15 protein-coding genes are annotated in these 13,625 nt (G+C 54.3%); 9 read left to right on the top strand and 6 right to left on the bottom strand.

Features of this window, described 5'->3' with window-relative positions; all coding sequences use genetic code 11:
- The first annotated feature begins 38 nt into the window (after nucleotides 1-38).
- The 7 genes from osmE to chbG all read left to right on the top strand — a co-directional run bounded on the left by osmE (nucleotide 39) and on the right by chbG (nucleotide 5,889).
- Nucleotides 39-383, top strand: a complete 345-nt coding sequence (osmE, locus tag USH94_RS10900) for an osmotically-inducible lipoprotein OsmE (RefSeq protein WP_010430142.1) — start codon at nucleotides 39-41, stop codon at nucleotides 381-383.
- Between the two features lie 281 nt (nucleotides 384-664).
- Entirely contained in the window at nucleotides 665-982 is a 318-nt protein-coding gene (gene chbB / locus USH94_RS10895; protein ID WP_111965603.1) for a PTS N,N'-diacetylchitobiose transporter subunit IIB, read from the top strand.
- Between the two features lie 79 nt (nucleotides 983-1,061).
- Nucleotides 1,062-2,420 carry a PTS N,N'-diacetylchitobiose transporter subunit IIC gene (gene chbC, locus USH94_RS10890; RefSeq protein WP_032657878.1) on the top strand — a complete coding sequence of 453 codons (1,359 nt, stop codon included), beginning with the start codon at nucleotides 1,062-1,064 and terminating at the stop codon, nucleotides 2,418-2,420.
- Nucleotides 2,421-2,467: 47 nt separating this feature from the next.
- Complete coding sequence (chbA, locus tag USH94_RS10885; RefSeq protein ID WP_111965604.1) at nucleotides 2,468-2,815, top strand: PTS N,N'-diacetylchitobiose transporter subunit IIA; 348 nt, start codon at nucleotides 2,468-2,470, stop codon at nucleotides 2,813-2,815.
- 29 nt (nucleotides 2,816-2,844) lie between these two features.
- Nucleotides 2,845-3,663: a transcriptional regulator ChbR gene (chbR, locus tag USH94_RS10880; RefSeq protein WP_029740446.1), complete on the top strand. Its 819-nt coding sequence runs from the start codon at nucleotides 2,845-2,847 to the stop codon at nucleotides 3,661-3,663.
- Between the two features lie 109 nt (nucleotides 3,664-3,772).
- The gene (locus USH94_RS10875; protein WP_111965605.1) at nucleotides 3,773-5,128 is read left to right on the top strand and encodes a 6-phospho-beta-glucosidase; all 1,356 of its coding nucleotides are present in this window, start codon (nucleotides 3,773-3,775) and stop codon (nucleotides 5,126-5,128) included.
- 11 nt (nucleotides 5,129-5,139) lie between these two features.
- Nucleotides 5,140-5,889 carry a chitin disaccharide deacetylase gene (chbG, locus tag USH94_RS10870; protein ID WP_111965606.1) on the top strand — a complete coding sequence of 250 codons (750 nt, stop codon included), beginning with the start codon at nucleotides 5,140-5,142 and terminating at the stop codon, nucleotides 5,887-5,889.
- 87 nt (nucleotides 5,890-5,976) lie between these two features.
- Here the strand turns inward: chbG and katE are convergent, their stop codons facing one another.
- Complete coding sequence (gene katE / locus USH94_RS10865; RefSeq protein ID WP_111965607.1) at nucleotides 5,977-8,226, bottom strand: catalase HPII; 2,250 nt, start codon at nucleotides 8,224-8,226, stop codon at nucleotides 5,977-5,979.
- Between the two features lie 188 nt (nucleotides 8,227-8,414).
- Here katE and cedA point away from each other — a divergent pair, with 188 nt between their 5' ends.
- Entirely contained in the window at nucleotides 8,415-8,669 is a 255-nt protein-coding gene (cedA, locus tag USH94_RS10860) for a cell division activator CedA (protein ID WP_072032690.1), read from the top strand.
- Between the two features lie 49 nt (nucleotides 8,670-8,718).
- Here the strand turns inward: cedA and USH94_RS10855 are convergent, their stop codons facing one another.
- The 3 genes from USH94_RS10855 to hxpB form a co-directional block, all read right to left on the bottom strand.
- Nucleotides 8,719-10,110: an L-cystine transporter gene (locus tag USH94_RS10855; RefSeq protein ID WP_111965608.1), complete on the bottom strand. Its 1,392-nt coding sequence runs from the start codon at nucleotides 10,108-10,110 to the stop codon at nucleotides 8,719-8,721.
- Between the two features lie 127 nt (nucleotides 10,111-10,237).
- The gene (locus tag USH94_RS10850) at nucleotides 10,238-10,828 is read right to left on the bottom strand and encodes a metal-dependent hydrolase (protein WP_014883483.1); all 591 of its coding nucleotides are present in this window, start codon (nucleotides 10,826-10,828) and stop codon (nucleotides 10,238-10,240) included.
- 101 nt (nucleotides 10,829-10,929) lie between these two features.
- Nucleotides 10,930-11,601 (bottom strand): hexitol phosphatase HxpB, encoded by a 672-nt coding sequence (gene hxpB / locus USH94_RS10845; protein WP_111965609.1) that lies wholly within the window; start codon nucleotides 11,599-11,601, stop codon nucleotides 10,930-10,932.
- 148 nt (nucleotides 11,602-11,749) lie between these two features.
- Here hxpB and USH94_RS10840 point away from each other — a divergent pair, with 148 nt between their 5' ends.
- A complete protein-coding gene (locus USH94_RS10840; protein ID WP_023311291.1) occupies nucleotides 11,750-12,286 on the top strand; it encodes a YniB family protein in 537 nt (178 codons plus the stop codon).
- A 36-nt stretch (nucleotides 12,287-12,322) separates the two neighbouring features.
- Here USH94_RS10840 and USH94_RS10835 read toward each other — a convergent pair whose 3' ends face one another.
- Both USH94_RS10835 and ghoS read right to left on the bottom strand, forming a co-directional pair.
- On the bottom strand, nucleotides 12,323-13,183 hold the full coding sequence (locus USH94_RS10835; protein WP_024909435.1) for a fructosamine kinase family protein: 861 nt from the start codon (nucleotides 13,181-13,183) through the stop codon (nucleotides 12,323-12,325).
- A gap of 105 nt (nucleotides 13,184-13,288) precedes the next feature.
- Nucleotides 13,289-13,579, bottom strand: coding sequence for a type V toxin-antitoxin system endoribonuclease antitoxin GhoS (ghoS, locus tag USH94_RS10830; protein ID WP_111965610.1), 291 nt, complete (start codon nucleotides 13,577-13,579; stop codon nucleotides 13,289-13,291).
- Nucleotides 13,580-13,625 lie beyond the last annotated feature (46 nt).

Below are 13,625 nucleotides of genomic sequence, written 5' to 3'. Positions count from 1 at the left end.
ATGCTTAGATAACACGCTGATAAACAAGAGGACGGAATATGAACAAGAACGTAGCAGGAATTCTTAGCGCAGCGGCGGTACTGACTATGCTGGCAGGGTGTACGGCTTACGATCGCACTAAGGATCAGTTTACGCAGCCCGTAGTAAAAGACGTTAAAAAAGGGATGACCCGTTCGCAGGTGGCTGCGATTGCCGGTAAACCTTCTTCTGAAGTGACCATGATTCATGCGAAAGGGACCTGCCAGACCTATATCCTGGGTCAACGTGATGGTAAGGCAGAAACCTACTTTGTCGCCCTGGATGATACCGGCCATGTGATTAACTCCGGCTATCAGACCTGTGCTGAATACGATACCGATCCGCAGGCACCTAAGGCGCAGTAACCCTGCTTGCCTGAGGATGTAAAAAACCGGCCCCCAGGGCCGGTTTTTTTATGCATCAGAAAATCTTATTTCTTTGCGCGAATTATTTGCCCGAAATGTGAAGGGAGTCAACAAGCCAGGTCAATGAGAGACAATTTGTGTCTATCCAGAATTATCCCCTGTCTGTACCATTGCGTATACTCACTCCAACGATAAACAACAGTACGCAAGCTACCTGTCTGCTGGGACAGCGAGTCGAGTGATAGCGCGATGGCAGGTAGTCATACAAGAGGGAAATCACGATGGAAAAGAAACATATCTACCTGTTCTGCTCAGCGGGCATGTCAACCTCGCTTCTGGTTTCAAAAATGCGTGCGCAGGCTGAAAAGTATGAAGTCCCTGTGGTGATTGAAGCGTTCCCCGAGACGCTGGCGGGCGAAAAAGGTCAGAGAGCCGATGTCGTTTTACTGGGACCGCAAATCGCCTATATGTTGCCCGAAATTCAACGACTGTTACCGAATAAACCGGTCGAAGTGATCGACTCGGGGCTGTACGGCAAAATTGATGGTTTAGGTGTTCTTAAAGCTGCTGTGGCAGCCATTAAAAAAGCTGCTAATTAATTTTTATTTTTCCCGTCAAAGAGTTATTTCACACACAATACGCCGTAACATGCGTTACGGCATTTAAGGGTATTTTCCTATGAGTAAAGTCATCGCTTCACTTGAAAAGGTACTCCTTCCTTTTGCTGTTAAAATAGGAAAGCAGCCTCACGTTAATGCCATCAAAAACGGCTTTATTAAATTAATGCCGTTGACGCTGGCCGGGGCCATGTTCGTTTTAATTAACAACGTTTTTCTGAGCTTTGGTGAAGGTTCCTTCTTTTATTCATTAGGAATTCGGTTAGACGCTTCTACTATTGAAACCCTTAATGGTTTTAAAGCCATCGGCGGCAACGTCTATAACGGTACGTTGGGGATTATGTCGCTGATGGCGCCTTTCTTTATTGGGATGGCACTGGCAGAAGAGCGTAAGGTGGATCCGCTGGCCGCCGGGTTATTATCCGTCGCCGCCTTTATGACCGTAACGCCATACAGCGTGGGTGAAGCCTATGCCGTTGGCGCCAACTGGCTGGGCGGGGCCAACATCATCTCCGGTATTGTTATCGGCCTGGTGGTGGCAGAGATGTTCACCTTTATTATCCGCCGCAACTGGGTTATCCGCCTGCCGGATAGCGTACCGGCTTCTGTTTCTCGTTCATTTTCCGCGTTGATTCCGGGCTTCATTATTCTCTCCATCATGGGGATTATCGCCTGGGCGCTCTCCCACTGGGGCACAAACTTCCACCAGATCATCATGGACTCTATCTCTACGCCGCTGGCGTCGATGGGTGGCGTGGTCGGTTGGGCGTATGTGATTTTCACCTCTCTGCTGTGGTTCTTTGGCGTGCATGGTTCACTGGCACTGGCCGCGCTGGACAGCGGAATTATGACCCCATGGGCACTGGAAAACGTTGCGCTTTACCAACAGTACGGCTCCGTTGACGCGGCGCTGGCAGCGGGTAAAACCTTCCATGTGTGGGCGAAGCCGATGCTTGACTCCTATATCTTCCTGGGCGGTACCGGGGCAACCTTGGGTCTGATCATCGCGGTCTTTATTGTTTCTCGCCGTGCTGACTACCGTCAGGTCGCGAAGCTGGCGCTGCCATCAGGCATCTTCCAGATTAACGAACCGATTCTGTTCGGTCTGCCAATCATCATGAACCCGGTAATGTTCATTCCATTCATCCTGATTCAGCCGCTGCTGGCCGCTATCACCCTTACGGCGTATTACATGGGCATCATTCCACCGGTCACCAACATTGCGCCGTGGACCATGCCGGCGGGTCTGGGCGCCTTCTTCAACACCAACGGCAGCGTCGCGGCCTTCCTGCTGGCGATATTCAACCTCGGGGTTGCCACCCTGCTGTACATGCCGTTCGTGGCGATTGCGAACAAAGCCGCCACCATCATTGATGAAGAAGAGAGCGAAGAGGATATTGCCCTCTCACTGAAATTCTAAGATTGACCGGCGCGGGGAAACCCGCGCCAGCCACAAGGAGCTTAAACATGTTAGATTTGGATAGTATTGTCGCAGACGAAGCCGTTGAGAACGATCTCGAAGAAGTGGTGATGGGGCTTATCATCAACTCAGGGCAGGCCCGCAGCCTGGCCTATGGCGCACTGAAGCAGGCCAAGCAGGGGGATTTCGCCGCGGCAAAAACCATGATGGAACAGTCCCGCACGGCGCTGAACGAAGCGCATCTGGTGCAAACAAAGCTGATTGAAAGCGATCAGGGCGAAGGGAAGATGAAGGTCAGCCTGGTGCTGGTCCACGCGCAGGATCACCTGATGACCTCGATGCTGGCGCGCGAGCTGGTGGCGGAGCTCATTGAGCTTCACGAGAAGATGCAGTAAGTCAGACTGAGTAGCAGGAGGTCAGCACGATGGAAATCAAAACCGCGCTTGAACAGCAGCTGTTTAACGGCAAAAATTTTCACGTGGTTATCTACAACAAAACGGAGAGCGCCAGCGGTCTGCACCAGCATGACTACTACGAGTTCACGATTGTTCTGACCGGTCGCTACTATCAGGAGATCAACGGTAAGCGCGTCCTGCTTGAACGAGGGGATTTCGTCTTCCTGCCGATGGGGTCTTACCACCAGAGCTTTTACGAATTTGGTGCCACCCGTATTCTGAACGTGGGCGTCAGCAGACGATTCTTCGAGAAGCACTATCTGCCGCTGGTGCCGTTCTGCTTTGTGGCCTCCCAGGTCTATCGGGTCAAAAACGAATTCATGACGTGGATTGAAACGGTTATCGCCTCGCTTAACTTCCGCGACAATGAATTTGATGAGTTTATTGAAACGGTGACCTTCTACGTGATGAACCGGTTGCGCCATCATCGTGAAGAGCAGCAGGTAACGGATGATATTCCACAGTGGCTGCGCAGCACCGTTGAGCTGATGCACGATAAAGGCCAGTTCAGCGAAAATGCGCTGGAAAATATGGTCTCCCTGTCGGGGAAATCCCAGGAATATCTGACCCGCGCGACGCAGCGTTATTATCGTAAAACGCCCGTGCAAATTATTAATGAAATCCGCATTAATTTTGCTAAAAAACAGCTGGAAATCACCAACTATTCTGTCACCGATATTGCATACGAGTCAGGATACAGCAGTCCCAGCCTGTTTATTAAAACCTTTAAGAAATTGACGTCATTTACCCCGAACAGTTACCGGAAAAATTTAACGGTAATTAATTAACTGTCGGCGGATTATCCGCCACGAATATTGCTTTAATGGCTTGCCCAAATAGCGGGAAGAGCACGCTATACCTTGCAGGCGATTAACCTGATACGCTAAGGGAGATATTATGCAGAAGAAATTAAAAGTCGTAACCATTGGTGGCGGCAGCAGCTATACCCCGGAATTACTGGAAGGCTTTCTGAAACGTTATCATGAATTACCGGTCAGCGAATTATGGCTGGTGGACGTTGAGGAAGGTCAGGAAAAGCTGAATATTATTTTCGACCTGTGCAAGCGCATGGTGGAAAAAGCCGGCGTGCCTTTGACCGTGCATAAAACCCTGGACCGTCGTCTGGCGCTGAAAGATGCGGATTTCGTGACCACCCAGCTGCGCGTCGGCCAGCTGAAAGCGCGTGAGCTGGACGAACGTATTCCCCTGAGCTACGGCTATCTCGGGCAGGAGACCAACGGCGCGGGCGGCCTTTTTAAAGGCCTGCGTACCATCCCGGTCATTTTCGACATCGTCAAAGACGTGCAGGAGATCTGCCCGAACGCGTGGGTGATTAACTTCACCAACCCGGCCGGGATGGTGACCGAGGCGGTCTATCGGCATACGAACTTCAAACGTTTTATCGGCGTCTGTAATATTCCGATCGGCATGAAGATGTTCATCCGCGACGTGCTGGAGCTGACCGACAGCGACGACCTCTCCATCGACCTGTTCGGCCTGAATCACATGGTATTCATTAAAGACGTTATCGTGAACGGTAAATCGCGGTTTGCCGAACTGCTGGACGGCGTGGCTTCCGGTCGCCTGACGGCGGCATCGGTGAAAAACATCTTTGACCTGCCGTTCAGCGAAGGGTTGATCCGCTCGCTGAATCTGCTGCCTTGCTCGTATTTGCTTTACTACTTCAAGCAGAAAGAGATGCTGGCCATCGAAATGGGAGAGTACTATAAGGGCGGCGCGCGTGCGCAGATCGTTCAGAAGGTCGAGAAGAAGCTGTTCGATTTGTATAAAGATCCGAACCTGAACGTCAAACCGAAAGAGCTGGAGCAGCGCGGCGGGGCCTACTACTCCGATGCGGCGTGCGAAGTGATCAACGCCATCTACAACGACAAGCAGGCTGAGCACTATGTGAATGTGCCGCATCATGGCCATATCGACAATATTCCGGCTGACTGGGCGGTTGAGATGACCTGCATCCTGGGACGCGATGGTGCTAAACCGCATCCCCGTATCACCCGCTTCGATGACAAGGTCATGGGCCTGATTCATACCATCAAAGGCTTTGAAGTGGCAGCAAGCAATGCGGCGCTAAGCGGCGAACTCAATGACGTGCTGCTGGCGTTGAACCTTAGCCCGCTGGTGCATTCCGACCGCGACGCGGAGCAGCTGGCCAGCGAGATGATCCTGGCGCATGAGAAATGGTTGCCAAACTTTGCCGCTACAATCGAGAAGCTGAAGTTCAAACAGCAATAAGAGGACGCACAATGGAAAACCTGCTGATCGTTAATGCTGATGATTTTGGCCTCTCGAAAGGCCAGAACTACGGCATTATTGAAGCCTGTCGCCGGGGTGTGGTGACCTCTACCACGGCGCTGGTTAATGGTGAGGCGGTTGAACACGCGGCGCAGCTGAGCCGCGAGGTGCCTGAGCTGGGCGTCGGCATGCATTTTGTACTGACGCTCGGGATGCCGCTTTCTCCAATGCCGGGCCTGACGCGCGACGGCCAGCTGGGCAAATGGATTTGGGAACTGGCGGAGCAGGGTGCTCTGCCGCTCGAAGAGATTGCCCGCGAGCTGGAGAGTCAGTTCAATCGCTTTGTTGATGTGTTTGGTAGGGCGCCGACGCACATCGATAGCCATCACCACGTGCATATGATCCCGGCGATTTTCCCGATTGTCGCTGATTTCGCAAAGCGCAACGGCGTCGCGATGCGCGTGGATCGGGAGGTGCGCGGATTGCCGGACTGCGCTGTCACCACCACAGAGGGGTTCAGCAGCGCATTTTACGGAGAAGAGATCAGCGACGCGCTGTTCCTGACGGTGCTGGATGATTCCGCCGCGCGAGGGGAACGGTCGCTGGAGGTCATGGCGCATCCTGCTTTTGTCGATCATACCGTGCATAAAAGCGCCTACTGCTGGCCGCGCCTGGCGGAGCTGGATGTCCTGACGTCGCCGTCGTTGAAATACGCGATTGCCGAGCGAGGGTATCGTTTGGGGACGTTCGGGGATCTTTGAAATAAAGCCCGGTGGCGGCTTTGCCTTACCGGGCCTACAAAACCAATCGAATGTAGGCCGGGTAAGCGCAAGCGCCACCCGGCTTTTTTACGCCGGTATCTGGTCAATCTTGCTGCTTCGCGACCAGACTCGGTGCGCGGCGAGCAAATCAAACAGCTTCGTCATAAAGGCATCGTCAACGTTATCTCCCTCGACAATGCCGTCCTCACCCTGATCGGCTACCTTCAGCTGCGCCTTAAACTGTCGCGCGTCGCCGGACAGCGCGATCGGCTTCAGGTGCTTATAGGCTTCCAGCAGATAATAGACGGCGTCGCCGTTGGTCAGCAGGCTGGCAATATCCCCGCCCGGCACAATTACCGCATCGACGGTCAGCGATGGCGCACCGGCAAAGGTCGCCGCGACCGGCAGCACAGAACCATCGTCGGCCGTCACTTCACCCATGCGGGAATAGAGCAGTTTGGCATGCACGCCCTGGGTTTTAAGCGCCTGCATAATTCCCAGCACGTCGCTGGCGCGGGTTTTGTCGTTCAGCAGAACGGCGACCACGCGGCCTTTAATCGAGCCGCCCGGCACCGCATACAGGCTCAGAGACGGATCTTTCTTCACCCCGTTAACCTCTTTCGGCGGGGCAAGATTGCGCTGCTCGTCGGTCAGCGTAATGCCCAGGTTATCCGCAACGCTCTGGGCTAGCTGAATATCAATATGCGCCAGCTGATCGACTACCCGCTCGCGGATGTAGGTGCGCACCACTTTACTCAGCTCAAAGCTGAAGCCGCCGATGATGTGCTGTTGCTCAATCGGCGTCTGGCTGTTCCAGAACAGGCGAGGGTGGGCGTAATATTCGCCGAACGAGGGGCTACGCTCGCGAATTTTGTTGCCATCGATACGCTCCTGGTACGATTCGAAGCCACCGCGTTTCGGCCCGGGAGGGGTTTCACGCGGCCAGTTATCGTTGATGGAGTTCGGCTCATAGTTAGCCGGATTGGTATCAATATCCTGACGGTGCATACCGTCGCGCTGGAAGTTGTGGTACGGGCATGTTGGGCGGTTAATCGGAATTTCGTGGAAGTTCGGCCCGCCAAGACGGCTGATCTGCGTATCGGTATAGGAGAACAGGCGACCCTGCAAAAGCGGATCGTTGGTGAAGTCCATTCCCGGCACGATATGCCCCGGGTGGAACGCGGCCTGCTCGTTTTCGGCAAAGAAGTTATCCGGGTTGCGGTTGAGCACCATTTTACCTACCAGCTGCACCGGTACCAGCTCTTCAGGGATCAGCTTCGTCGGGTCCAGAAGATCGAAATCGAACTTAAATTCGTCCTCTTCCGGAATGAGCTGCAGACCCAGCTCGTACTCCGGGAAGTCGCCCGCTTCAATGGACTCCCACAGCTCGCGGCGATGGAAGTCTGGATCGCGCCCGGTCAGCTTCTGCGCCTCGTCCCATACCAGCGAGGCTTTACCCGCCACCGGCTTCCAGTGGAAACGGACAAACGTGGCTTTCCCCTCGGCGTTGATCATCCGGAAGGTGTGGATGCCAAACCCTTCCATAGTGCGGTAGCTGCGGGGGATGCCTCGGTCTGACATCGCCCACATCACGTTGTGTAAGGTTTCAGGCTGCAGGGAGACATAGTCCCAGAAGGTGTCGTGCGCGCTTTGTCCCTGCGGTATGGCCCAGTGGGGCTCCGGTTTTACCGCATGGACAAAGTCAGGAAATTTATGCGCATCCTGAATGAAGAACACCGGGGTGTTGTTGCCGACCAGATCGAAAATCCCCTCTTCGGTATAAAATTTGGTGGCAAAGCCGCGGATATCCCGGACGGTATCTGCCGACCCCGCACCGCCCTGCACGGTGGAGAAACGCACAAACACCGGGGTGATTTTATCCGGGTCGGAGAGGAAATCCGCTTTAGTGATCGCTTTCAGACTCTTATAGGGCTGGAAGTAGCCGTGCGCAGCGGAACCGCGCGCGTGGACGATACGTTCCGGTATCCGCTCGTGGTCGAAGTGGGTAATTTTTTCCCGCAGGATAAAGTCTTCCAGCAGGGTAGGCCCGCGCGCGCCTGCGCGAAGGGAGTTCTGATCGTCAGCAATGCGTACGCCCTGATTGGTGGTGAGCGCAAAACCTTCGCCGCCTTTACGGTGTGGCTCAAGAGATTTCAGCTTCTCGTTTCCCGTATCCGGCGATTTCATGCTTCCCGGTGCGGTAGGCTGTTCTCCCGGCGCGGAAGGGCCAGGCGAGGGGCGGTGAGAGCCGTCAGCAGGGGCGAGAGAGTCCATACCCGGTTGAGATTCTTCAGTGCCATGAATCGGTGATTGATGTGTTTTATCTTTGTTCGACATTGCACGCTTCTCCTTTATCCATTGCTAAAAACCCTATTAAGGATAGAACAATGTCGCGACATGGTTCGCGAACTAAGAGTTTTCATATGACGTGATTAACGAAAGGAGCCCTCTCACCCACTCGGGGCGCGACGGAAGGCAGCAGGATCGGCTATCATAGAGTTTTCCTGCTTCAAGAATTTGCTTTAGTGAACCAGTCGCTTATGAAACCTCTTCGTCAACAAAACCGCCAGGTAATTAGCTATGTGCCCCGCGTTGAGCCCGCGCCGCCTGACCATGCCCTGAAAGTGGAGGGTTTTCGCGATGTCTGGCTGCTGCGGGGGAAATACGTGGCCTTTGTGCTGATCGGCGAACATTTCCGTCGCTCACCCACCTTTACGGTGCCGGAGTCAGCGCAGCGATGGGCGATGCAGATCCGCCAGGATGAAGAGGTTGAGGAATAACAGCCATAAAAAAACCGCCATCAGGCGGTTTTTTTATTTCAGACGGTGATTAACGGTGCGCCAGCTCGGCGTCGTCTTCACTTTCCAGAATCGTTTTGTCGGTCTGCTTCAGCCACTGGCTGGTCAGCGTGCCGGCGGTCATGGAGCCGCTCACGTTCAGCGCGGTACGACCCATGTCGATCAGCGGTTCAACGGAGATCAGCAGGGCGACCAGCGTCACGGGCAGACCCAGCGCAGGCAGCACAATCAGCGCGGCGAAGGTTGCGCCACCGCCAACACCCGCAACGCCTGCGGAGCTTACGGTAACAATCCCGACCAGCGTGGCGATCCAGACCGGATCAAGTGGGTTGATGCCGACTGTAGGAGCAACCATCACCGCCAGCATCGCCGGGTAAAGACCCGCACATCCGTTCTGACCAATGGTAGCACCAAAGGAGGCAGAGAAGCTGGCGATGGATTCAGGCACGCCCAGACGACGGGTCTGCGCTTCCACGTTCAGCGGGATAGACGCGGCGCTGGAGCGGCTGGTGAAGGCAAAGGTCAGTACCGGCCAGACTTTACGGAAGTACTTCAGCGGGCTGACGCCGTTCACGCCCAGCAGGATGCCGTGCACCACGAACATAATGCCCAGGCCCAGATAAGAGGCGACAACGAAGCTGCCCAGCTTAATGATGTCCTGCAGGTTAGAGCCGGCAACCACTTTGGTCATCAGCGCCAGCACGCCGTAGGGGGTGAGCTGCATGACCAGACGAACCAGCTTCATCACCCAGCTTTGCAGGGTGTCAATCGCGGTCAGCACGCGTTCGCCTTTTGGCGCGTCGTCTTTCAGCAGCTTCAGCGCCGCTACGCCCAGGAACGCGGCGAAAATAACCACGCTGATGATCGAGGTTGGGCTCGCACCGGTCAGGTCTGCAAACGGGTTCTTCGGAATGAAGGAGAGCACCATCTGCGGCACGGTCAGGTCAGCCACTTTTCCAACGTAGTTGGTCTGAATCGCGGTCAGACGCGCCGTTTCAGCGGTACCCTGAACCAGACCTTCTGCGGTCAGGCCAAACAGGTTAGTGACCAGCACACCCACCAGCGCTGCAATCAGCGTGGTGAACAGCAGCGTACCAATGGTCAGGAAGCTGATTTTTCCCAACTGGGTCGCGTTATGCAGGCGGGCAACGGCGCTCAGAATAGAGGCGAACACCAGCGGCATAACGATCATCTGCAGCAGCTGGACATAGCCGTTACCGACGATGTTGAACCACTGAATGGAATCTTTAAGAACTGGATTATCGGAGCCATAAATTGCCTGTAATGCCAGACCAAATACGACACCCATGGCCAGACCAACCAGCACCTTTTTCGCCAGGCTCCACTGTTTGTGGCGCGCCTGCGCGAGAAGCAATAGCAATACAGCGAACACAACGACGTTCGCGATGAGTGGAAAATTCATCCCCGTTCTCCTGATTTATTATCGGGTCGGTTTTTACCGATCCTGTTGGCGGAAGGTTAGCAGAAGTGTGATGTAGCGCTTATATCCAAATGGAATTGGTTATGACAAATGGGATAATTTTGTTGGTTTACTGTTCAATCTGGTGATGAATAAAGCGATTGAACTGAAATTGCAGCGAATTAATCATCTGGGATGACCAGCGGACTGCACTGTTTTCGGGCAACGTTTGCGGCATCCAGACGGCGTAAGCAAACAGCGCCATGCACAATACCCGCTCAAGCTGGTTACCTTTTTGCGGCGCCAGGATGGGAAAACGGAAACGCCAGCGGCAGGGCCAAAGTAGCGGCACGCCCGCAGGCGTCAGCATATCGGCAAGGATATGGCTTAAATAGCCCAGCACCATCCCCTGAATGGCATCAGCGGGGACTATCCAGCTTTCAGGCACTTTTAAATAGAAAAGCGTCAGCAGGCCAAACACGGCCAGCAGGCTGTGCGTAAACCCCCGGTGGCCGAACGCGCGGGCGATGGGTTTAGATACCCACTTCAGGCGCTGTCCGAGGAAGGACTTGGGGTGGTCGATGTCGGGCAGCAGACAGGTCAATACGGCGGAAGGAACAATATGCCACCAGTCCCCCTGTGCCAGCACGGGGGTGAGCTCAGCGTTTTTGGCAAATACCGCGCACGCGATTGAAAAAAGCAGGTGGCCTTCCGCCGTCATGATAAAACCCACAAAACTGTCAATTCATACAGTATAGGGTTTTTATACAGTAGGCGGAAGAGGTGACGGTGTAACTGTTTGTCACAAACCGGAGGAGGGCGTTAACCGCCCTGCAGATGATGCGCCGTGAGTTCTGCCAGTGAATTTAGCTTCACATCGGCGAGGGCAAACCGGGGATCGTGGCGGCCTTCTTCCGCAGGCACCACAATGGAGCGCATCCGCGCGGCTTTAGAGGCGACCATGCCGTTAACGGAGTCTTCCAGCGCAACGCAGTTGAGGGGATCCAGGCCGAGCTTAGCGGCGCAGTCCAGATAGACCTGCGGGTGCGGCTTGCTGTAAGGCAATTTTTCAGCGGACGCCAGCGCGTCGAAACTGTCGCGCAGTTCAAACATCGTGAGCACTTTTTCCAGCATATGCAGCGGTGAAGCCGAGGCCAGTCCGACCTTCAGTCCCTGGGCTTTACACAGCGCGACGGCCTCACGTACGCCGGGCAGCAGCGGCTTGTTCTCTTCCACCAGCGAAATGGCGCGGCTGATAATGCGCGCGGTCACTTCATCACGACTTGGACCCACCCACGGCTGTTGGGCAAACCACAGGTCAACCACCATATCGATGCGCAGGCCCAGCGTATCGGGTAGTTCATTACGGCGGCTGATATCCACGCCCAGGCTGGCCATAACGTCCAGTTCGGCGCGATCCCACAGCGGTTCGGAATCGATCAGTAATCCATCCATGTCAAAAATTGCGGCAAGAATTTGGCGCGGTGTCGACATCACAACGTCTCCTTATCCAGGGTGTACGACAGACGATAAGTGCTAAGCACAATCTGCAATTTAGCATATTGCTTTTAAAGAGCGGGCGAAATTGATGACCAGCAGGTAGACTTAGGCACAAATAACGCGTCTTTATGAAGAGGAACTGATGACGTATCAACAAGCTGGACGCATTGCGGTCTTAAAACGTATTGCAGGCTGGGTGATTTTTATTCCTGCCGTCATTTCTACGCTGATTTCTGTACTCAAATTTATGTACGACCACAGCGAAAAACAGCCGGGTATCAATGCGGTAATGCTTGATTTTGCGCATGTTATGATTGAGATGATGCGTTTCAATACGCCATTTTTGAATGTCTTCTGGTTCAACTCACCCACCCCGGATTTTCATCAACAGCTGAATATCGGCTTTTGGGTGATATACGCCCTGATCTTTGTCGCGCTTGCACTGCAAGCCTCTGGGGCGCGAATGAGCCGTCAGACGCGCTTTTTACGCGAAGGCGTTGAGGATCAGTTGATTCTGGAGCAGGCCAAAGGCCCGGAAGGCATGAGTCGGGAGCAGATTGAATCCCGCATTGTTGTGCCGCGTCACACCATTTTCCTGCAAATTTTCCCGCTCTATATTCTTCCCGTGATTATCATTGTGGCGGGATACTTCTTCTTCTCACTGCTCGGTTTTCTGTAAGCGATACGGGTGGCGGCATAGCCACCCGTTCGCGTCTCAGGCGGCAAGCATACGCTCAAGTGCCCGCTGGGCGTTAACCAGGTGTTCTCCACCAAAAAGTATGGCCCGGTTCATCAGCGTATAAAGCTGATACACCGGCTGGCGGTCGAGGAAACCGGGCGGCAGGGGAGAAACCGACTGGTATCCGTCATATATCTGCGGCGGCTGCTCCGGATGCAGCGGCAGCATGGCAAGATCGCACTCTCTGTCACCCCAGTAGCAGGCCGGGTCGAAGATGTAGGGGCCGTTTGGACCCAGCGCGCAGTTATCGGACCATAAGTCGCCGTGAAGCAGAGACGCCTGAGGCTGGTGGGATGCCAGACGCTGCTGAACATGCTCGACGATGGCATCAATATTGCCAAATTCCAGCCCTTTCTCGGCGGCAAGTTCAAGCTGCCAGCCAATGCGCTGCTCGGCAAAAAAAGTCGACCAGCGACGCTGCCAGGCATTGGGCTGTGGCGTGGTGGAGAGGTCGTTGTCAAAATCGAGCCCAAACTGCGGCTGGTCGCTCCACTGATGGAGGCGCGCTAGCTGCTGGCCAAGAATGAATGCATTATGCGCATCCAGAGGACGGGCGGGGAGGTACTCCATCACCAGGAAACTGTAATCGCGGTCGCTACCTACGGCCAGAACCTGTGGGACCGTCACCGTTTTACTGCGCGACAACAGCTCCAGCTGATCGGCTTCGGCGGTAAATATCGGAAGCAGCTCTCGTTCATCGCATTTAACGAAAAGATCGCGCCCTGCGTAGCGTAAATGCCACGCGGCGTGGATCTCACCGCCTGGCAGTTCGTTACGCAGTTCAATTTCACCTTCACCCAGCTGCTCACGTAAAAGATGACTGATAGCCTGCCACATGTTCACTCTCCCATGTTGTCTGCCAGATCATAAAGTTAGCGCATAATTGCGGTAAAAAAATACGAACTAACGCACACCTGAGCGGTTTAAATTCATGCAGCGCACTTATTGTTCTTTTTTTCGCCAGTTTTCCCATGTATCCACGCTAATTTCGCCAGGCTTGTCGGTCACGCTCTCCACCAGACTGGCGGCCAGCGCTTGAACCTCTTCCTGACTAAGGGCGCCGATCAGACCAAATGTCAGGGTGCCTAAATCATGAATATTGCCCTCGTCATCCGTCAGCGTGAGGAGAAAATTAGCCCGGGTAAACGCATTGTTGAGCTCATTCAGCTCGGTCAGCGATGCCTCATGAAGGTTGATGGTCACGACGTAGCGTGTGATGTCACCACTGCTCATAATTCACCTCATTGTTATCATGGAAGTTTTCTTAGCATAGTCGATA

The organism is Enterobacter sp. 148H3 (assembly GCF_034107425.1).
GTDB lineage: Bacteria > Pseudomonadota > Gammaproteobacteria > Enterobacterales > Enterobacteriaceae > Enterobacter > Enterobacter vonholyi.
Note: the sequence above shows the minus strand (reverse complement) of the source record. Positions and strands in the feature narration are given on the sequence as shown.